Origin of the sequence: Hahella sp. NBU794 (genome assembly GCF_050749805.1) — a bacterium.
Classification (GTDB): domain Bacteria; phylum Pseudomonadota; class Gammaproteobacteria; order Pseudomonadales; family Oleiphilaceae; genus Hahella.
Genome location: NZ_CP192738.1, coordinates 1,657,341 through 1,676,692, shown reverse-complemented (window position 1 = coordinate 1,676,692; position 19,352 = coordinate 1,657,341). Strand labels below are relative to the sequence as shown.

17 protein-coding genes are annotated in these 19,352 nt (G+C 53.0%); 5 read left to right on the top strand and 12 right to left on the bottom strand.

Annotated features, from left to right (window positions below; translation table 11 throughout):
- Window positions 1–60 precede the first annotated feature (60 nt).
- Window positions 61–474 carry a hypothetical protein gene (locus ACQYWX_RS07585; protein WP_431688381.1) on the top strand — a complete coding sequence of 138 codons (414 nt, stop codon included), beginning with the start codon at window positions 61–63 and terminating at the stop codon, window positions 472–474.
- A 730-nt stretch (window positions 475–1,204) separates the two neighbouring features.
- Here ACQYWX_RS07585 and ACQYWX_RS07580 read toward each other — a convergent pair.
- The 5 genes from ACQYWX_RS07580 to ACQYWX_RS07560 all read right to left on the bottom strand — a co-directional run bounded on the left by ACQYWX_RS07580 (window position 1,205) and on the right by ACQYWX_RS07560 (window position 4,967).
- On the bottom strand, window positions 1,205–2,173 hold the full coding sequence (locus ACQYWX_RS07580; RefSeq protein WP_431688380.1) for a WG repeat-containing protein: 969 nt from the start codon (window positions 2,171–2,173) through the stop codon (window positions 1,205–1,207).
- 2 nt (window positions 2,174–2,175) lie between these two features.
- On the bottom strand, window positions 2,176–2,886 hold the full coding sequence (locus ACQYWX_RS07575; protein WP_431688379.1) for an alanyl-tRNA editing protein: 711 nt from the start codon (window positions 2,884–2,886) through the stop codon (window positions 2,176–2,178).
- A 62-nt stretch (window positions 2,887–2,948) separates the two neighbouring features.
- Window positions 2,949–3,287, bottom strand: coding sequence for a DUF2288 domain-containing protein (locus ACQYWX_RS07570; RefSeq protein WP_431688378.1), 339 nt, complete (start codon window positions 3,285–3,287; stop codon window positions 2,949–2,951).
- Window positions 3,288–3,553: 266 nt separating this feature from the next.
- A complete protein-coding gene (locus ACQYWX_RS07565; protein ID WP_216734861.1) occupies window positions 3,554–3,712 on the bottom strand; it encodes a hypothetical protein in 159 nt (52 codons plus the stop codon).
- A gap of 46 nt (window positions 3,713–3,758) precedes the next feature.
- Window positions 3,759–4,967 carry an RtcB family protein gene (locus tag ACQYWX_RS07560; RefSeq protein WP_431688377.1) on the bottom strand — a complete coding sequence of 403 codons (1,209 nt, stop codon included), beginning with the start codon at window positions 4,965–4,967 and terminating at the stop codon, window positions 3,759–3,761.
- Window positions 4,968–5,941: 974 nt separating this feature from the next.
- On the opposite strand from ACQYWX_RS07560, the gene ACQYWX_RS07555 reads away from it, so the two are divergent.
- Window positions 5,942–6,145 carry a hypothetical protein gene (locus ACQYWX_RS07555; RefSeq protein WP_431688376.1) on the top strand — a complete coding sequence of 68 codons (204 nt, stop codon included), beginning with the start codon at window positions 5,942–5,944 and terminating at the stop codon, window positions 6,143–6,145.
- Between the two features lie 26 nt (window positions 6,146–6,171).
- On the opposite strand, the gene ACQYWX_RS07550 is transcribed toward ACQYWX_RS07555, so the two are convergent.
- A complete protein-coding gene (locus ACQYWX_RS07550) occupies window positions 6,172–6,660 on the bottom strand; it encodes a hypothetical protein (protein ID WP_253938077.1) in 489 nt (162 codons plus the stop codon).
- 171 nt (window positions 6,661–6,831) lie between these two features.
- On the opposite strand from ACQYWX_RS07550, the gene ACQYWX_RS07545 reads away from it, so the two are divergent.
- Together ACQYWX_RS07545 and ACQYWX_RS07540 are read left to right on the top strand one after the other, a co-directional pair.
- Complete coding sequence (locus tag ACQYWX_RS07545) at window positions 6,832–7,113, top strand: pyrimidine/purine nucleoside phosphorylase (RefSeq protein ID WP_127969196.1); 282 nt, start codon at window positions 6,832–6,834, stop codon at window positions 7,111–7,113.
- 173 nt (window positions 7,114–7,286) lie between these two features.
- A complete protein-coding gene (locus ACQYWX_RS07540; RefSeq protein WP_431688375.1) occupies window positions 7,287–7,670 on the top strand; it encodes a hypothetical protein in 384 nt (127 codons plus the stop codon).
- A gap of 80 nt (window positions 7,671–7,750) precedes the next feature.
- Here ACQYWX_RS07540 and ACQYWX_RS07535 read toward each other — a convergent pair whose 3' ends face one another.
- Together ACQYWX_RS07535 and ACQYWX_RS07530 are read right to left on the bottom strand one after the other, a co-directional pair.
- On the bottom strand, window positions 7,751–9,526 hold the full coding sequence (locus ACQYWX_RS07535; RefSeq protein WP_279503309.1) for a sodium:solute symporter family protein: 1,776 nt from the start codon (window positions 9,524–9,526) through the stop codon (window positions 7,751–7,753).
- 18 nt (window positions 9,527–9,544) lie between these two features.
- Window positions 9,545–9,811: a DUF4212 domain-containing protein gene (locus ACQYWX_RS07530; RefSeq protein WP_127969193.1), complete on the bottom strand. Its 267-nt coding sequence runs from the start codon at window positions 9,809–9,811 to the stop codon at window positions 9,545–9,547.
- 347 nt (window positions 9,812–10,158) lie between these two features.
- Here ACQYWX_RS07530 and ACQYWX_RS07525 point away from each other — a divergent pair, with 347 nt between their 5' ends.
- The gene (locus ACQYWX_RS07525) at window positions 10,159–13,668 is read left to right on the top strand and encodes a hybrid sensor histidine kinase/response regulator (RefSeq protein ID WP_216734865.1); all 3,510 of its coding nucleotides are present in this window, start codon (window positions 10,159–10,161) and stop codon (window positions 13,666–13,668) included.
- Window positions 13,669–13,699: 31 nt separating this feature from the next.
- On the opposite strand, the gene ACQYWX_RS07520 is transcribed toward ACQYWX_RS07525, so the two are convergent.
- From ACQYWX_RS07520 to ACQYWX_RS07505, 4 genes are all read right to left on the bottom strand, one after another.
- Window positions 13,700–14,371, bottom strand: coding sequence for a response regulator transcription factor (locus tag ACQYWX_RS07520; protein WP_216734866.1), 672 nt, complete (start codon window positions 14,369–14,371; stop codon window positions 13,700–13,702).
- 105 nt (window positions 14,372–14,476) lie between these two features.
- Window positions 14,477–16,426 carry an acetate--CoA ligase gene (gene acs, locus ACQYWX_RS07515; protein ID WP_431688374.1) on the bottom strand — a complete coding sequence of 650 codons (1,950 nt, stop codon included), beginning with the start codon at window positions 16,424–16,426 and terminating at the stop codon, window positions 14,477–14,479.
- 318 nt (window positions 16,427–16,744) lie between these two features.
- On the bottom strand, window positions 16,745–18,262 hold the full coding sequence (locus tag ACQYWX_RS07510; protein ID WP_279503302.1) for a fatty acyl-CoA reductase: 1,518 nt from the start codon (window positions 18,260–18,262) through the stop codon (window positions 16,745–16,747).
- A gap of 206 nt (window positions 18,263–18,468) precedes the next feature.
- Window positions 18,469–19,347, bottom strand: coding sequence for an alpha/beta hydrolase (locus ACQYWX_RS07505; RefSeq protein ID WP_431688373.1), 879 nt, complete (start codon window positions 19,345–19,347; stop codon window positions 18,469–18,471).
- Window positions 19,348–19,352 lie beyond the last annotated feature (5 nt).

The window sequence follows — 19,352 nt, the reverse complement described above, 5'->3', positions numbered from 1 at the left end:
TTTAGCGTTAGTCCCTGCTTCAAAAATAAACCCGCAGACACCTCAATCAGGAGAAGACTTATGACCCAAGTAAAAAATCGCCAATTGCTGGCTAAAACACTTTATGTCAATGCAGCCCTTTCACTGCTTCTGGCGATTGATCTGATACTGTTCCCATCCTGGTTCGCGGCCAAGGTGGGCGGACTGGCGACAGAGGTTTACATAGGATTAGGTATAGGGCTGGCGATATGGGCGGTGGATGTTTTTCTCGTTGCGCGCTCTCCCGCCTGGCAGGACAAGTTTTCAAAATGGATTGTATATCTCGACTGGGCCTGGGTGCTGGCCAGCGTGCTGGTGGTTGCGGTATTCAGCAGCAGCTTCTCGGGGCTTGGCTTGTTTCTGATCGTCGCGATCGCGCTAGCGGTGACGATACTTGCGCTGCTGGAGCAGTCCGCAATAGGTAGGAACGAGACGGTAGGAAGTGTTGGAGTCTAAAGACGATTGCGACAATTGAAACGCAGAAAGACAAAAGGCGCAGCTTCCCAGCCGCGCCTTTCGTATATCCCTATAATCCCTGACCGCTTCCTACGGTTAAGACATCATCCTTGTTGCATCCTTGCTTCCCAATCCCTGGGTGTTCGCTTTCGTCTCCTTACGATTCACATATTACGGATTCATGGGGCGCCACAAAATAAGCTTTCTCTGCTTGCCTTGTGAGACATTCGCCCAAGATCGAAGGAAAAATATCTCCCAAAAAAACAAAAGGCGCAGCCTCCCAGCCGCGCCTTTCAAATTTCCCTATTTTCCCTGACCGCTTCCTGCGGTGAAGACATCATCCTTGTTGCATCCTTGCTTCCCAATCCCTGGGTGTTCGCTTTCGTCTCCTTACGATTCACATAATACGGATTCTCGATGGGCCACAAAATAAGCTTTCTCTGCCTGGTTTGTGAGACATTCGCCCGTGTCTCGTAAGACGATGTCGTTTTCCCCGTATTGCGCCCTTAAAACGCAAGAAGGCGCAGCATTCCTTGCTGCGCCTTGAGATTTGAACGCTTCCCTTGCCGATTCCTATGGCTGTTCATCGTCCTTGTCGCTTCCTTTCCTCGCATCCTTACGTCCGTCAGTGCATCTTGCGGGTTAAATATTAGTAATCTTGAGAAGCGAAAAAAATACTATATGTCTGCTCTACATGTAGGAGATATCTCACAAGCTTGTGAAGCCCCCTTCAACGGGTTTCAATTACTTTTGTACAGGCGGCTTTCGGCTCAGGGTTGTTCAGCTCCAGACACATGCGTTTGCACCTCACGCTGGTCGCCACAGCCGGCTCGCTCTCGCAACCAAAGGTCACCGCCACAGCAGCGCCGACAACCTCTCCAACTCGATGTTGACCGCCTTCAAAAAAGAGGGCTCCGGCGCCGGAAACATCAATAATCGCCCACTGCTGTGGTTTGTCTATCGCTAAGACTGTGGCATAACCAGAGGAAAACTCCCCAGCATAATAAAACTGCGGCGATATGGCCCATTCGCCTTTATTGTTGATATACCCCCACAATGTATCCGAACGAGCGGGAGCCAATCCATCAGAAAAGCGGCCCGCCACCTGAATCTTGCGCGGTACGGAAGCCACGCGTAAGCCCTGCTCGTTAATGATCCAGCCCGGCTCAGTGATGTCCTCACTCTCCGTCTCCACATAGGCCAGGCCTTCGCTAAAACTGGTGATGCGTGAGAACTGAGGCGCCAGCAGCAGACGGTCTTCATTCAGGTTAAAAAAGCCCCATTTTCCGTTGTAATTGACGGCGACGATAGCGCTATGAGGAGTAATTTCTATGTGGTCATACACCAGCGGAATAACGATCTCGCCGCTATGGTTGATCGCCCCACAACCCAAGCGCCCCATTTGCCCCACAAGACATACCTGCGCATAAGCGCCAATAAAACCGTCGACGCAGCGATCAAACCAACGGTCGCCAACTGGCAGTCCCTCCAGGGAACGATACCGGCAGCGACCTTCGCGTAGTTCTTGCTCATACCCCATATCGAACTGAATTTTATCGTCACAACGAGGCGCGTTGTCTGTGACTTCACATTGCAACGTGGAAACATCCACCACAGAGGGCGCAGCCCATACCTGGGAGCATATGCTGATCGCCAACGAGGCGGCTAAGCCGATGCAGGACAAGACCCTCTTCAACATAATCACACGCTCACTAATGCCAAGTTTATCCGACGATTACCCTTGCCTTTATTTTCGATTTTCCCGATCACAACAGGGCCAATTTCAGCGGTGTTTTTTACATGAGTACCGCCGCAGGGCTGTAAATCAACGCCATCCACGCTCACCAGCCTAACTTGGCCTGCGCCTCTTGGCGGCTGCACGGACAATGTCCGGACCAGCTCTGGCTGGGCGTCTAGCTCTTCATCGGTAATCCAACGATAACTGACAGGATGACCCGCTGTGACCAATGCGTTAATTCGGTTTTCCAACTCTTCTTTGTCGGGAGAATAATCCAGATAGAAGTCCAGGCGACCTTTGTCCGCGGATATATTGCCTCCGGTTACAGGCGCTTCTATCAGGGAACACAATAAATGCAGACAGGTATGCATCCGCATGTGCGCATAACGGCGCTCCCAGTCAATGCGAAGCGTCAGTTCCATACCTTCCGTCAGGCCTTCTAAGCTGTCCAGAATGTGTAAGATTCCTTCGCCGTCCGGGTCTTTGCGGGTGTCTATCACTTTCCAGATCCGGGCATCCCGGCTTTCCAGCTCCCCCGTATCACCGGGCTGCCCACCGCCCAGAGGATAAAATATCGTCTTATCCAGCAATACAGCGTTTTCCTTGATCGCAACTACCCTGGCGACACACTCTTTTGCGTATGCGTCTTCTCTGAACAGCTCCTGCGTCATCATTATCACCCTGCGCTACGTATATGCTTTTCTTGCTTTTCCGTTACCAATGCCCGCGCTTTTTTCTATAACTCTCTGGCGGGCTTATCTTGCACCAGCACCCAAGGCGCTACAACAACCGCCCATAGTTCATAGCTTTCGTCATGCCAGCGCTGCGCGGTCTCCGCCGCCACGCCACCCAGCTCGCCGGATTTGATCCAGGCTTCCACCTTTCGTTTGTCGTCCTGGGCCACCGCTGCGGCCGTTTCTATCAAATCAAGCTCTGCGGACACCAATACGACCTGCCCCTTCGCATAAAAACGCTCCAACTCACGCCAATTAATTTTCGCTGTATCAGACACCAGCTTCGCGCGCAGCTCATCAGTAGGAGACAAGGGTTCACCAGCGTTATTAATCTCTGTCATCAATCATTCTCTACTCAGTTAACTTTCAGAATGTCAGGCTGGCGGACATTATCAGAAATGCATGGAGCAATATCCACTCTTACGGTTCGGGCATGTCATTGGGAATAGCTAGCAGTGACGGTTTACAGGCCAAACGCGCGAAAATAGAAGCCGGATATAAGACTTAGAACTCGAAAATATCGTAATGAGAAAGAGAGAAGAGGAAGAGAGAAATAGTCGAGATGGGGTGAAGCGCATCGAGGGTGTTGAGTAAATAGCGGAATAAGTTAACGCCACTCCCCGGCAAGCTGCCGGGTGTGACGTTTTTGCGCAGCGCGTTTAGCGCCAGCGCTCTTTTCGTGGATTCCCCCTTTTCGCATCAAAGGGTTGATTGCGTGGGGATTTCTTGCTTTCACAATAGCCTTGCGGCCCGCTTTTTTACTCATAATTGCATTCTCCAGATTCGCCCCTAATGGGCTTTATGGTTTTCGCTTATCCTTTGATACAGATAAGCTGTTTAAGTTCATGAACCACTTCAACCAAGTCCGATTGATTCTTCATGACTTCATCAATGTCCTTATATGCAGAGGGTATTTCGTCCAGAACGCCCTTATCCTTTCGACACTCGACGCCCGCCGTCTGTCTCTCAAGATCATCGCGAGTAAAGCGCTGACGCGCCTGCATGCGACTCATTTTACGGCCGGCGCCATGAGAGCATGAGCAGAAAGACTCCGGATTGCCCTTGCCTCTCACAATGAAGGATCTGGCGCCCATACTTCCTGGAATGATGCCAAGCTGCCCTTCCTTCGCACTGATCGCGCCCTTACGGGTGACATACACATCCGCGCCATAATGTCGCTCTTTTTGCACGTAATTGTGGTGACAGTTAATCGCCTCACACGTAGTCGAAAACGGCGGCAAAAACGGTTGCATGGCTCTCAACGTCAAACCAAGCATTTCCTCCCGATTCACTCTTGCGTATTCCTGGGCCCATTCAACTGCATCCAGATAAGCCGCAAAATGAGGACTGCCTTCTTCAAAGTAGGCCAAGTCCCGATCGGGCAGGTTGGCGATATGTCGAGACATATCTTTACGGGCGCGCTCGATAAAATAGCGCCCGATCACGTTACCGATTCCGCGACTACCGGAATGCAGCATCACCCAGACATCCTGGCTTTGGTCAACACACACTTCTATAAAGTGATTGCCGCCCCCCAGGGTTCCAAGCTGTCGCACCCAGGTCTGTTGCGCTCGCGGCAGCATTTTGCTCAGTTTCGGATGTTGCTCCAGCAGCCTGTCCGCCCCTGACGCCAGGGATTTGCATGCAGCAAACCTGGACGAGACAGAGGAGTGCGCACGATGCCCGACAGGTACTGCACGTTCAATCGCTGAACGAATCCGGCTTAAATCATCCGGCAACTGCGACGCTTTCAGCGACAGCCTGACGGCATTCATGCCGCATCCAATATCCACTCCCACTGCGGACGGAATAATCGCGCTACGAGTAGGAATCACCGAGCCGACTGTCGCGCCAATGCCGACATGCACATCCGGCATCGCCGCAATATGAGAATGAATGATTGGCAGACGCGCCAGGTTCTTCAATTGGGACATAGCTTGATATTCCACTTCCGCGGTGAAAATTTTCACCGGTGCGGAACCTGCGTCCCCAGATTTATTTAACTCAATAAAAACAGGCATAAATTTCCTGCGCCGACACTAACAAACTAAGGGTCAACGTCCTTACATGGCCTTACTTGCCCGCGCCAACGCGCCGACATGGAGGCCTTCTTCATGGAAATGAGCCACAACGAGAGGGGATTAAAACGCAAAAACCCCGATCAACGTCAGTCGACCGGGGTTTTCGTGTGGAGGGTCCCGGCTCGAAAGGCTCTATTTACTCGCCTTTCAAGCCAACGCACTTGAAAGGCTTCTAGTCTGATTTTTTGCTCTGACTGATCAACACTTTCAAATGCCTCCTTAAATTCTGGTTTCTAGATGGCTTCCTACTATTTGAACCACAATAGACTGTGGATATTGTTTCCAGCGAAAGCCGCTTAACTGAAAACTAAGCGCGGCATGATACGGTATGAAAACACCCCACGCAACAGCAAAGTTCCCCTAGGGGAACTCTGTGATGAACACCTTATCTATCTGTGCAAAACTCAGATTGATACTCTATGGATAAAGAGTCCAACAAGAAAAGAGGATGGCCACATGTTCGATTTCACTGACATAGCACACTGGGTTCAACTGCTATTGGTGCTGGGAACTGCTTTTTCAGCTTACTTTTTACTGTTGTTCATATTAGAACAATGGACCATTAAAAGAGGAAGACTCAAGCCTCTGAAAAACACCGACTGGGATGACGTTCGCCAGCTGCGGGATCGGGGCCAGCTATACTGGGCTATACGCCGCTTGCGCCAACTGAAGCTAAGGAAAGGGGTTCGATTAAACTACGAGGACGCCTGGAAAGCTCTGAATGACCTATAGTCAATTCGTAACCCTCTATTTCTTTGCCGATTCTCGTACTTCTGTCACAAACTGACGTTAAATGTCACTTTGCACCTAACGCCCCTAACAACAAACCGCATAACATTTTGTTTTTATTGGAAAAATAAAATTGGCACGTAAATAGCTTATTAGATGGCAAGGATTTTTCTGGAGCGCGTTAGATGGCTAAATCGACAAAAGTTATCCACATCAGCAATACCCGACCCTCGTCGGCGCTGAATGCGCTCAACCGTATTACAGGCCTGGATTGGGGCAGAATGCCCAAATCACTGGTAAATGATATTGCTGAAGCAGCGCAAGTGGAATGTGAAGAGGAGCCCAATCGGGCGCAACCCAGCCTCATGAATACCATGAAAGCCGGGTAACAAATCAGGAATGTCTTAGAGAAATATCAGGCGGAGCGTTGGTTGGTCGCCGCCTGTTCGCTGGCGTGGCGTTGTACGTAGAGCTCTTCCACCGCAAAAGTTTCACCGTCCCGGGTTCCACCGCAGCAGGCTTTCATATAAGTGATCTCACCCTGCACTTCCAGCGTCACACAGCCTGAAAGCATAGTTGATGTGCTTGTGCTCAATTTCGCCTCATCAACCATTACTGCAAACTCGCCACGATCATCACGATACATGATCCACAGAGAAACAGGCTGTTCTGGTGGCGTCAAAAAACGCAACCATACAGCGGCGTTAAACGTTTTCTTTACTTTGGGAGCCCGTTTTGGCGTTGGCGCTTCCGCCTTGGCGCTTTTGCGCAACATGCGCACGAAATCAAGCCGCGAGCCTTTGTCCAGCGATCTGCTTTGTTTTGACGGATCTACGTACTCGGTACGAGGCACATCCGCCAAAACCTTCAACTTCAATAACTTGCTTGGCATCGCCGAAGACATTCCCACCTCCTGTTCATCATTGCTCTACTTTAATCATTCGGCCATCGACAAAGAGTGAGCATTCTCCCCCGCAACCTGCCCATCAGCGCACACTTTTACCAAACAAAACATGCCGCAACAGAACGTTACAACCCTGTGTTATACTGCCTCTCCATTTTTGGAGAGATAACCATGCTGAAGGTAAATGAGTATTTTAACGGCAGAGTAAAATCCATCGCTTTCCAAACAGCGACTCTGCCGGCGACGGTCGGCGTCATGATTCCTGGAGACTATGAATTTTCCACCAGTCAACACGAGACGATGACCGTTGTAAGCGGAGCCTTGAGCGTCAAGCTGCCCGGAAGCGAAAGCTGGACGCGATTCAATGCAGGGGACCGGTTTGAAATACCGGCAAACGCCACATTTAATCTGAAGGTTGCAGTTGACACCGCTTATCTGTGCACTTACGGGTAAAAGCGTATATACAGTAGCCGCCCAATACGCCCTAGGACACCCTTTTTTCATTTTGAAACAAGTCGTTAGCCAAGCCGGCAACATAGCAAAAATGCATTAGGGTTGAAATCGTCCATATGGCCGCCATCTAATAAAGTTAATATTCAAAACCAACCAATTCGGGACAAGACAAAATGAATGAATCTCAATCCCCCGAGATGACTATGGACGTCAATAATCTGTATCTGGAAGAAGTGATCACAGATCAGAAAATCGGCGCTATCAGACGCCTGACGCCAGTTGACGCCAACGGCGCCGAAGATGAGTCGCGCAAAGTACTGTACTACGGACAAACCCAAATGATGACTCCAGCCGGCGCCCTGCCTCTGAACTTCGAGCTGGAAGCAGACTCCCTGGAACACGCCGTAAAAATGTTCTCCGAAGCAGCAAACAAAGCGATGCACCAGACCATCGAGGAACTCAAAGAGATGCGCAGACAAGCCGCCTCTTCCATCGTTGTTCCTGGCCAGGAAGGCATGGGCGGCATGCCCGGCGGCGGTAAGATTCAGCTACGCTAAGCCGTACTTTTAAGTCAGCAGACTTTGCCCAATAAAAAAGCGCCCGAAGGCGCTTTTTTATTGCTTAATTAACTTGCCAATCAGTGACCAGCCACTGGAGCCACAGCGCCTCTGGGCACGCGAATATCCTCCACCAGATCCTGAATATGGGCGGGCGGTTCCGCTGTCATCTTCGCAACCACCGTAGAGACGACGAAGTTGAAGACCATACCCAAAGTGCCGATGCCTTCTGGTGAAATACCGAACCACCAGTGCTCCGGCGTATTCGCCGCAGGATTTACGAACTTGAAGTAGACGATGTAGCTGAAGGTGAATATCAGACCTGTCAGCATACCCGCAATCGCGCCCTCTTTGTTCATGCGTTTGTAGAAGATTCCCATAATGATCGCCGGGAAGAAGGACGCCGCCGCCAGACCGAAGGCGAACGCCACTACCTGAGCGACGAATCCCGGCGGATTAATGCCGAAATAGCCCGCTACAGCAATGGCCGCCGCCGCCGCGATACGCGCCGCCAACAGTTCCTGCTTCTCCGAAATATTCGGCATCAGGTTGCTCTTCAACAAGTCGTGGGAGATTGAAGTGGATATAACCAGCAACAGACCCGCCGCAGTGGACAACGCCGCCGCCAAGCCGCCCGCTGCAATCAGCGCTACTACCCAACCAGGCAATTGCGCAATTTCAGGGTTGGCCAGCACCATGATGTCACGGTCGACATAAAGCTCATTCGCGCCTTCTGTCGGAGCATTGGTCAGCACACGCTCGCCACTGGCGCCGCGCTGATCGCTGGCGAAGTCAGGCTTACCTGCGAACGCCGCTCCGGCGGAATACTGAATCTTGCCGTCGCCGTTTTTATCCTGCCACGCCAGCAATCCGGCATTTTCCCAGTTCTGGAACCACCCAGGCAGCTGCTGATATTCCGCATTGTTAACGGTTTGCACCAGATTCAATCGGGCGAAAGAAGCGACTGCAGGCGCAGTGGTGTACAGAATGGCGATGAACAACAACGCCCAACCTGCAGACAAGCGCGCATCGCTGACTTTAGGCACAGTGAAGAAACGCACGATAACGTGCGGAAGCCCCGCTGTTCCCACCATCAAAGCCAGGGTGATTGCGAACGTATCGATAGTGGACTTGGACCCGCTGGTATATTCCGCAAACCCGAGATCAATCGAAATCTGGTTCAGCTTATCCAGCAGATAAGTGTCCGTTCCCTGCACAGTATCTCCGAATCCAATCTGAGGAATGGGGTTGCCAGTCACCAGTATGGAAATGAAGATGGCCGGGATCATATACGCAAGAATCATGACGCAGTATTGCGCCACCTGGGTGTAGGTGATGCCTTTCATGCCTCCGAGCACTGCGTATATAAACACGATGCCCATGCCGATCATGACGCCAAGGTTGATATCCACTTCGAGATAACGGGAGAACACAATACCTACGCCGCGCATCTGCCCTGCGACATAAGTAAAGGAGATAAAGATAACGCAGACGACCGCCACCATCCTCGCCGCTTGAGAGTAGTAACGCTCTCCCACGAACTCAGGTACGGTGAACTTGCCGAACTTGCGCAGATAGGGCGCGAGACACATCGCCAGCAGCACGTAACCGCCGGTCCATCCCATCAGATAGACCGAGCCGTCGCGACCAACAAACGAAATAATCCCCGCCATGGAGATAAACGACGCCGCCGACATCCAGTCGGCGCCAGTGGCCATGCCGTTCGCAATCGGGTGCACGCCTTTGCTTGCGACATAATACTCACTGGTAGAACCGGCTCTTGACCAGATTGCTATCCCGATATAGAGAGCAAAGGTCGCGCCGACGATTATATATACTAGAACCTGGGTATCCATATAGGCCTCCTACTACGTTTATTCTTCGTGTACGTCGTGTTTGCGGTCCAGCTTGTTCATACGCCAGACATACACAAATATCAGTACAACAAAGGTGTAGATGGAGCCCTGCTGGGCGAACCAGAAACCTAAGGGGAAACCACCAATTTTGATAGTGTCCAGAGCATCCACGAAGAGGATGCCGCAGCCATAGGAGACGACGAACCAAATCGTCAATAGTGTAAACAGTAGTTTCAGGTTGGCGCGCCAATAAGCGGCCTTGGCCGAAGCTTTTTCACTCGACATACCGACTCCTCCGCGTTGTTATTTTTATCGGTGTAATCAAGATAACACTGCCGCCCCGAGAGAAAATCTAGACCTTGGTATAAGTATTTTTGCCTATAAATTTCAGGATGTTACGTATAAAGGTCAAAGACATTTCCGACCAAAGTCTACGCAATTAGACATAGGTATAAACCGAAACAAATACCCTTGCGCATAGTCAAAATAACTACATGAATAACGAAGCGGCGCAATATATTTCATTATAAAAATAGAAGAACAAGGGAAAGGAAAACTTAGAAATATCCCCCTTGCCCGCTTATCATTGAAACTCGCGCTATTAAATTCCCGCAACCAAGATAAGTCCGCTGATGATTAACGGTTTTTTGCTTTTTACGGTTTCCATTGCTTATATCGGCTTGCTGTTCGCCATCGCCTACGTGGGAGATCAGAGCCCGCGCATGTATGTGAACGAGCGCACCCGGGTGGCGGTGTATAGTCTTTCCTTGGCGGTTTATTGCACTTCCTGGACATTTTTTGGCGCGGTGGGATCAGCAGCGGCGACGGGGCTTGGCTATCTTCCCATCTACGTCGGCCCCATGCTGGTATTAATTTTTGGGGCGCCGCTGTTATCTCGCATTATTCGCATCAGCAAACGCCACAACACCACTTCCATCGCCGACTTCATCGCCACGCGCTATGGCAAGTCGCAGACTCTGGCCGTCATGGTCAGCATCATCGCCATCGTTGGCATCCTCCCCTACATCGCACTGCAACTTAAAGCCGTATCCACGGGATACAACGTGCTCACTGAAGGAGCCTTGCAACCCAACCGCGAAGCGCTGCCGCTGTTTCAGGACACTGCTTTATATATAGCCGGAGTGATGGGGCTGTTCACGATTCTGTTCGGCACCCGACATATCGATGCGACCGAGCATCATCGGGGAATGATTCAAGCGATCGCTTTTGAATCCATTATCAAGTTTATCGCCTTTATCGCCGTGGGCATTCTGGTGTGTTTTGTGATGTTCGACGGCCTGGACGACCTTGTTCAGCGACTTGAGCAGTCAAAACAGGACGGCGCTTTCAGCTTCGGAGCCATCTCACCGAGTAACTTTCTAGTGCAGACGTTACTGGCGGCGTTCGCGATTATCTGCTTGCCGCGCCAGTTTCACGTTACGGTTGTAGAGAACTATGAGCCTCGCGATATCTATACTGCGCGCTGGGCTCTGCCGCTGTATCTGTTTTTCCTGATACTGTTTGTCATCCCCATCGCGGCGGCGGGCATCCTGACCTACCCCAATGGCACCGTCGACCCGGATATCTTTGTGCTCAGCTTACCCGTGGTCGCGGGTCATGAATGGTTGGCGGTGCTGTCGTTCATCGGCGGGGGCTCCGCCGCCACCAGTATGGTGATTGTGTCCACCGTCACGCTCAGCACTATGTTCTGCAACGAAATCATCGTGCCGTTGCTGCTACGAATACAGGCGCTGGACCTGTCGCGCAAAAAGAACGTGCATTTCTGGTTGCTGAACATTCGCCGCGCCACCATTTTGGTCACCCTGCTAGCGGCTTTCGGCTATTACCGCATGATGGGCAGTCACTTCTCTCTGGCGTCTATCGGCTTGCTGTCTTTCGTTGCGGTAGCGCAGTTCGCTCCTGCATTGATTGGCGGGATTGTCTGGCGACACGGCAACCGCCAGGGCGCTATTGTGGGCCTGATTTTCGGCTTCGCCACCTGGATCTACACCCTGTTGATCCCCTCGCTGATCAGCGTCAACCAGATCGATTCCGCCCTAATCAGCACCGGCCTGTTCAGCATGGAGTGGACCCGTCCCACCGCGCTGTTCGGCCTCGACGGCATGGATACCATTACTCATGGCGCGCTATGGAGCGTGGGCGTCAACCTGTTCCTTTATATCACCGTCTCCCTGGCGACCACACAACGAGTCATTGAGAAAATTCAGGTGGCTTCGTTTTTCGACAGCGCACAGGACGCCGGGGCCAGCCCCACTACCTGGCTGAGCGAGGCCACCATCGAAGATATTGGCGCCTTGTCTGAACGCTTTCTCGGTGAGGAACGCACGCGGGAAGCGTTACGCGACTTTTCTCGTCGCAACCGGGTCAAACTCTACCCCTCCAAACCCGCCAGCGTGGAGCTAATCAAACACATCGAAAAGCATCTGGCGAGCGCCATCGGCTCTTCCACCGCACGGGTGGTGTTGAACTCCGCCCTCAAGGGACAGGAGATGCAGATTGAAGACGTAGTAAGCATCGTCGATGAGGCGTCACAGGTCATCAAGTTCAACCGGGAGTTGTTACAAGCCGCCATCGAGAACATGAATCTGGGCGTATCCGTAGCGGACAAGTCGCTCAATCTGGTGGCCTGGAACAGCCGCTATGTAGAGATCTTTAACTACCCCAAAGGCTTCATGCGCGTCGGCCGCCCTGTGGCGGACCTGCTGCGCTATAACCTGTTAATGAACCACGTACCCGCTCGGCGAGCGCAGAAAATAGTTGAACGGCGTCTGCAAATGATGGCGGAAGGCCGCCCTCATGAGTACGAGCGTACGCGTCCAGACGGCACGGTCATTTTGATCCAGGGCAGCCCCATGCCGGATGGCGGCTTCGTCACTACCTTCTCCGACATCACCGGCATGCGCCGCACTGAGTTGGCGTTAAAAGAAACCAACACCTATCTTGAGCAACGCGTCAAAGAGCGCACTGAGGAACTGTCCAAGCTGAACAAACAGTTGGTGAAAGCGAAATCCGTGGCGGAAAACGCCAACCTGAGCAAAACCCGCTTCCTGGCGTCAGCGAGTCACGACCTGCTGCAACCGCTCAACGCCGCGCGCCTGTTCTCTTCCGCGCTCTCCAATAAAGTGAAAAACAACGAGGAATACAGTGAGTTGGTGAGCCATATCGACAGCTCTCTCAACGCTGCAGAAGAGATTCTCAGCACCTTGCTCGACATCAGCAAACTGGACGCAGGCGCACTGGAGCCGCACTTCACCACGTTCAACATCAACGAACTGCTGCGCCACCTGAATACTGAATTTACCGTTATTGCGGCAGAGAACGGCCTGACTATGCGCACGCTGCCCAGCAACTGTTATGTTTATTCCGACCACCAGTTGCTGCGCCGGGTGATTCAGAACTTCCTGACCAACGCGATCCGCTACACCCGTCAGGGACGCATCGTCCTGGGTTGTCGCCGCCTCAAGGATCATGTGCGGATTGAAGTCTGGGATACCGGTCCCGGCATTCCGAAAGACCAGTTGGAGTCTATCTTTGAGGAGTTCAAACGGCTAAATCACGGACAGACGGAAAAGAAAGGCCTGGGCCTGGGTCTGGCGATCGTCGATCGTATCTGCCGCATGCTGAATTATCCGGTGGAAGTCCAATCCTGGGTGGGACAGGGCAGTAAGTTCGCCGTCACTATCCCACTCGGCGTCAAACCTGTCGACAAACCCGCCGACGCCGCCAAGACGCCCCGCGCACTGGGAAGCCTGAAAGGCGTCAACATTCTCTGCATTGATAACGAGCAGGTGATCCTGGACGGTATGCGCGCATTACTGGAAGGCTGGGGATGCACCGTGCGCACGGCGCGCGCTCCCGAAGCCGCCAAGACGCTATGCGCCGAACAGGCGCCAGATATTCTTTTGGCGGACTATCAGTTGGACGATGGCGAGAACGGGCTGGATACCATGGATATGCTGCAGGAGACCATGCCGACGCGGCGGCCGGGCGTGTTAATTACGGCGCTGAATACCGATGAGGTGAAACAGGATGCGAAAGACAGAGGTTATCAGATTCTGCACAAGCCGGTGAAGCCGGCCGCGTTGAGAGCGATGATCAACAAGATGCTGGCGCGGGCCTGAGACTCGACTCAAACCCGCACTGGCAATTGCATTAACCGGAGTGAGCGGCCTGTTGCTGCTGCTCCACTTCCATCTGCTGCACCGCGATAACCGCCTGAGTACGGTTACGCACACCCAGTTTGCGGAACAATGCAGTGATATGCGCCTTGACGGTGGCTTCCGATACATCCAAATCATAGGCGATCTGTTTGTTCAGCATACCTTCCGTCAGCATTCCCAACACACGGAACTGCTGCGGCGTCAGCGTAGCCAGACGTTCAGAGAAGTCCGAGTGCTCCGCCTTGACGGAATCGATCTTGGCGGCGACATCCGCCGGCAACCAGACTTCGCCATTCAGCACCGCCTGGATCGCCTGGGAAATCTCGTCCAAAGGCGCTGACTTGGGAATAAAGCCGGAGGCGCCGTAATCGATAGCGCGGCGAATCACCTGCAACTCTTCGCTGCCGGAGACGATCACCACGGGCAGTCCCGGATATTGTCCACGCATGAACACTAACCCGGAAAAGCCATGAGCGCCCGGCATATTCAAATCAAGCAGAACCAGATCCGCATCCGGATTGGCCACCACCGCATCCTGCAGGGTTGCGATGGATTCCACCTCCACCACGTCCACAAACCGCACCGCCTGAGTGACCGCTTGCTTGAGCGCGGCGCGAAACAGCGGATGATCATCGGCGATGATTATCTGTTGCGACATTAACATGAGCCCCCTCTTTCATTGCTCAGTTAAGAATTTCTGATCTATGTGCTTTTCATAGTCCTGCAACAGGGATAACGTCAACGCCGATATCATCCGGAAGACACGACGCTATGGCGCTCCGACCCGATTGGCGACCAGCTCGTCAACGACGGACGGATCGGCCAGGGTCGATACATCGCCCAGGTTGTCATGCTCATCGGCGGCGATCTTACGCAGAATGCGCCGCATGATCTTTCCAGATCGGGTTTTCGGTAATCCCGGCGCCCACTGTATAACGTCAGGCGACGCCACAGGACCGATTTCTTTTCTCACCCACTGTCGCAACTCTTCCTTCAGGGCGTCAGTCGGCGCTTCGCTTACATTAAGCGTTATGTATACATATATGCCCTGCCCCTTGATGGCATGCGGATATCCGACTACGGCCGCCTCCGCCACTTTGGGGTGAGAAACCAACGCACTCTCCACTTCCGCGGTTCCCATCCGGTGCCCGGACACGTTGATAACGTCATCCACTCTGCCGGTTATCCAATAGTACCCGTCTTCATCCCTGCGCGCACCATCTCCGGTGAAATAGGCGTCGTTAAAAGTAGAGAAATAGGTCTTCACAAAGCGGTCGTGATCGCCATAGACGGTGCGCATTTGCGCCGGCCAGCTGTCTTTGATGATCAGGTTGCCCTCGCCCGCTCCAGAGATCTCATTGCCTTCGTTATCCACCAGCGCCGGCTGCACGCCAAAAAAGGGCCGTGTCGCGGAGCCGGGTTTAAGATCGTTCACCCCAGCGATAGGCGTGATCATGATGCCGCCGGTTTCGGTCTGCCACCAGGTATCCATGATCGGACAACGTGAGTCCCCCACCACCCGATAGAACCACTCCCAGGCTTCTGGATTGATAGGCTCTCCGCAGCTTCCCATCACCCGCAAAGAGCTGCGATCCGCCGCCTGGGCCAACTCATCCCCCGCCGCCATGATGGCGCGTATCGCCGTCGGCGCGGTGTAGAACAGGTTCACTTTATGTTGCTCGACAATACGCCAAATGCGGGACAGGTCCGGATAGTTCGGCACGCCCTCGTAAACCAATGTGGTGGCGCCGTTGCTCAACGGGCCATACAGCACATAACTATGGCCGGTGATCCAGCCAAAGTCCGCAGTGCACCAGAAAACATCACCTTCCCGGTAGTTAAAGACATACTGGTGAGACAACGATACATAGGTCAGATAGCCGCCCGTGGTGTGCAACACTCCTTTGGGAGCGCCGGTGGAGCCGGAGGTGTAGAGAATAAACAGAGGGTCTTCCGCATTCATCTCTTCCGCCGAGCAATCGTCAGACGCTTGCGCCATGACCTCCTGATAACACAGGTCGCGACCTTCCCGCCACGCCACATCGGCGCCGGTGCGTTTGACCACAATGACTTTTTCCACCATATCCAGATCAGGACGCGCCAGCGCTGCGTCCACATTGGCTTTAAGCGGAATAGTTTTACCCCCGCGTAACCCTTCGTCCGCCGTAATCACCAGTTTAGAGCGGCCATTCAATATACGACTCGCCAAGGCTTCTGGAGAAAAGCCGCCAAATACCACGGAATGCACCGCGCCGATACGGGTGCAGGCCAGCATGGCCACCGCGGTTTCCGGGATCATGGGCATGTATAAGGTCACCACGTCGCCTTTAGCGACGCCCTGGGCTTTCAGCACATTAGCGAACCGGCACACCGCCGCATGCAATTCTCGATAGCTGATATGCTTGTGCTCGTTGGGGTCGTCTCCCTGCCAGATAATCGCCGTCTGGTCGCCGCGCTGCTCCAAGTGACGGTCAAGGCAGTTATGGGAAACATTCAGATAGCCGTCTTCAAACCAGCGTATATGCACGTCCGGCGCTTGAAAGGAAGTATCTTTGACCTTACTGAAAGGCTTGAACCAGTCCAGACGCTGCGCATGTTCGGCCCAGAACTTTTCCGGCTCCGTAATCGACTGGCGATAAAGGTCCTGGTATTTCTGCTCGTCGAGAAAGGAATGTTGGATGATTTCCGCTTTGGACGGATAGATAGTAGACGCACTCATAGTCTTGCACTCTCTTCTTTTATTATTGTTGAAGCAGTATGTGTTGAGGCCTGAAGCCTTCTTTTTTCTACTCCCGCGAATCATCCCTCTGTATTAGACCTTGGTATATCGGCTTGTGATAAACAGCCAAAAGCAAAGGCATTCAATAGATTGATGCCGTTACGACCTAAGTATTAAGCAATGATTTAAGACAGCAGGCGGGAAAAGATCAGAAGATAGCCGGTCAGACTCAACGATATTTCAGCCGTATCTCGGGGGAGTCGCCTCCCCCCTTGATGACGCTCTACGCATCGATTTCGATTTACGCGCAGCCCGTCTTTACGCAGCGCGGCTGCGGGGTTTCGCTGCAGGCGGGTTCATTTTCACCACTTTCGGCCGCAATGCGTATTTATTCAGTCCCGCCACATGGACTTCCCGCAGGTAGTGCGCCCAGTCATACATCCCGGCGTTCACCGGGAATTCGCTCTGGTCGTACTCGCCAAGACGGGTGGACAGCTCCTGCAGGCGACGGTTGCTGAAGGTATAGTTGGGAGAGGTATAGAAAGAAAACACCTTGGACAGTTTCATGGTGGTTTCCATGTTGCTCAGCTTGCGCCCGGATGCTTTACGACCGAACAAGCCTTGCAGACGCGAACTCCATTTCAGCATGTGGAAGCTGATCGCCATCAAGGCATGAAACACCGTTCCGGGAATCATCACAAAGGGTTTCTTCGGCTTACGGTAAAACAGCTTGTCATGGGCCTGGTAATTATGTTCCGCCTCTTGCTGCACATGGCCGATCACCTCACGGATCTTGATCGGGTTAGCCTCACTGCTGCAGCACTGGTAAATGCGGTGCGCGCCGGAGTCCAACAACGCTTCCGTAGCGCTGAGTATGATGCTGTTGGCCACAAGGTCCGCCGGAATGATATCAATAACCGCATTCTTCTTGCCGGGAAACAAAGACACCTTTTCTCTGGCGTAAGCAAGAATGATCGCGTCCGCCACCTTCACGCCTTCAATCCAGCCTGGCACCGGCCCCTGCAGCGTACTTTCAACGATAGAAGGACGCAGGATGGTGAGGGTTTTGCCATGCAGCTCCTTCATCAGTAACTGCTCGCCCATCCATTTAGTGAAGGTGTAAGTGTCATTCCAACCGTATTTATTGGCTTCTTTGATGCCCAGGTCGATCAGGTCCTTTTCCCTGCTATGGTCATCCGCCGCCGCGGCGGAAACCTGCTCCACGTCCTGCAGCAAACGCGCAATCAGCGGCTCCACTTCATAATAGCCCCGCTCTGAACGCTCAATGCGCTCTCCCGCCGGACTGACGATATCCTCTTCCATCACGCCCTGATTGAAGCCGTTGACGTAGCAGGTGGATACCTGTACGACAGGGCAGTCCGCCGCGCGCCGCGACAGTTCAATGATATTTTTAAGGCACAGAGTGTTAATGGTGAGAGCCTGATCCAGCGCTTCGCGGAAGTTAACGCTGGCGGCTGAATTGATAATGATGTCGATGTCCGCCGCCAGATCGGTAAAATCCTTCTCCGACAAACCAAACAGAGGCTCAGTCACCTCTCCGGTCACACAGTGGATGCGCGTTTCGCACAACTCGTCAAAACGACTTCCCTGCGATGCTTTGAGCGTATCGAAAATAGATGAGGTCGCGATCTCATTCTGGAACCGCTTTCGCGCTGTAGGGTTCTTTGAATTCCCCCTTATCAGCAAATAAATCTTCCCGACTGTCGGAACGCTGCGCAGCAGCTTCTCCAATACCACCTTACCGACAAATCCCGTTGTCCCCGTGATCAGTACATTCTTATTTGCAAAAGCAGTTAACGTAAGTGATTGCTTCATATTCGCTTAGACCTCTCTCTCCTTAAACACATTGCCGCTTGGCGTCCTAGCTTATGCGAGTCTTTTGATAATGATATTTACATTAGGTTACATCTGTATGTGTGACTGTCTCCGCAATTTCCCTAACGAAGGAGCCCCGCAGCGTACCCCGTGATATATCTCACAGCAAAAATCTGACCACCTTTACAACTTGGTCACTGATTGTTTTACAATCGATCGGCGAACCAATCACAAGCCAATCGGATAATCTCCGCCTTCTTCTTGTCCATATGTCCTACATGACCGCTGTCAGCGACAATATGCAGCGCTTTGGTTCCCCGCAGGCTGTCATATAAAAGCTTGGCGCTGGCGGGCGGATCAACGCGGTCCTCCGCGCCATGAATCACACAAACGGGGCACTGTACATTCTTTGTGCGCCGAAATGTGTCAACGATGAAGCATTCAATGGCGCCGGGAACCGGTAAGCCTGAGTATGCCTGCACCAAATAGGGGTCGCCGAGGACGGCGTCATTGATGCGCGGGTCCACCGCAGCGGGAACCGACTTCAGCGCAAAGGCGAGCGGCAACCTGAGATCGCCAAATCCCAAGCGACGCTTGAATGATCCAACCAGATTGGCGGTTTTAAAAAACGGCCACTGCCACCAATTCAACACGTTACGCACGGTGGCGCTCAATGTCACCAAGGCGCGCAGAGACTCGCCCTGCGCCGCCGCTTCCAATACAGCCGTACCGCCGGAAGAAAAGCCCAGTGCGCCAATTCGGTGAGATTCTATTTCGCGGCGCGATTGGAGGTATTCCAGCGCCGCGACGACATCAGCCCGCCATGCCTGCATGCTCACATGAAAGCGGGGACCCGCCGACTCGCCATGCCCGCGCATATCCAGGGCCAGGGCCGCTACGCCGCGATGCGCAAGCGCTTCAGCCAGTTCATAAAAATGTTCTTTGTAGCCAAAGGCGCCGTGACAAATGATCGCCGCAGGAAAGCGCCCTTCCCTGGCGGGCAGGAATAAGCGGCCGACCAGCTCATCTCCCTGGGAGGAAAACTGCACCGGCTCCTGCTGCACAATCGGGAGAAGGTTCTGCATATCCA

Bases quoted from the DNA above. Each gene is read 5' to 3' on its own strand.
- ACQYWX_RS07585 (WP_431688381.1), top strand. From the start codon at position 61: ATGACCCAAGTAAAAAATCGCCAATTGCTGGCTAAAACACTTTATGTC.
- ACQYWX_RS07580 (WP_431688380.1), bottom strand. From the start codon at position 2,173: ATGTTGAAGAGGGTCTTGTCCTGCATCGGCTTAGCCGCCTCGTTGGCG.
- ACQYWX_RS07575 (WP_431688379.1), bottom strand. From the start codon at position 2,886: ATGATGACGCAGGAGCTGTTCAGAGAAGACGCATACGCAAAAGAGTGT.
- ACQYWX_RS07570 (WP_431688378.1), bottom strand. From the start codon at position 3,287: ATGACAGAGATTAATAACGCTGGTGAACCCTTGTCTCCTACTGATGAG.
- ACQYWX_RS07565 (WP_216734861.1), bottom strand. From the start codon at position 3,712: ATGAGTAAAAAAGCGGGCCGCAAGGCTATTGTGAAAGCAAGAAATCCC.
- ACQYWX_RS07560 (WP_431688377.1), bottom strand. From the start codon at position 4,967: ATGCCTGTTTTTATTGAGTTAAATAAATCTGGGGACGCAGGTTCCGCA.
- ACQYWX_RS07555 (WP_431688376.1), top strand. From the start codon at position 5,942: ATGGCTAAATCGACAAAAGTTATCCACATCAGCAATACCCGACCCTCG.
- ACQYWX_RS07550 (WP_253938077.1), bottom strand. From the start codon at position 6,660: ATGTCTTCGGCGATGCCAAGCAAGTTATTGAAGTTGAAGGTTTTGGCG.
- ACQYWX_RS07545 (WP_127969196.1), top strand. From the start codon at position 6,832: ATGCTGAAGGTAAATGAGTATTTTAACGGCAGAGTAAAATCCATCGCT.
- ACQYWX_RS07540 (WP_431688375.1), top strand. From the start codon at position 7,287: ATGAATGAATCTCAATCCCCCGAGATGACTATGGACGTCAATAATCTG.
- ACQYWX_RS07535 (WP_279503309.1), bottom strand. From the start codon at position 9,526: ATGGATACCCAGGTTCTAGTATATATAATCGTCGGCGCGACCTTTGCT.
- ACQYWX_RS07530 (WP_127969193.1), bottom strand. From the start codon at position 9,811: ATGTCGAGTGAAAAAGCTTCGGCCAAGGCCGCTTATTGGCGCGCCAAC.
- ACQYWX_RS07525 (WP_216734865.1), top strand. From the start codon at position 10,159: ATGATTAACGGTTTTTTGCTTTTTACGGTTTCCATTGCTTATATCGGC.
- ACQYWX_RS07520 (WP_216734866.1), bottom strand. From the start codon at position 14,371: ATGTTAATGTCGCAACAGATAATCATCGCCGATGATCATCCGCTGTTT.
- acs (WP_431688374.1), bottom strand. From the start codon at position 16,426: ATGAGTGCGTCTACTATCTATCCGTCCAAAGCGGAAATCATCCAACAT.
- ACQYWX_RS07510 (WP_279503302.1), bottom strand. From the start codon at position 18,262: ATGAAGCAATCACTTACGTTAACTGCTTTTGCAAATAAGAATGTACTG.
- ACQYWX_RS07505 (WP_431688373.1), bottom strand. From the start codon at position 19,347: ATGCAGAACCTTCTCCCGATTGTGCAGCAGGAGCCGGTGCAGTTTTCC.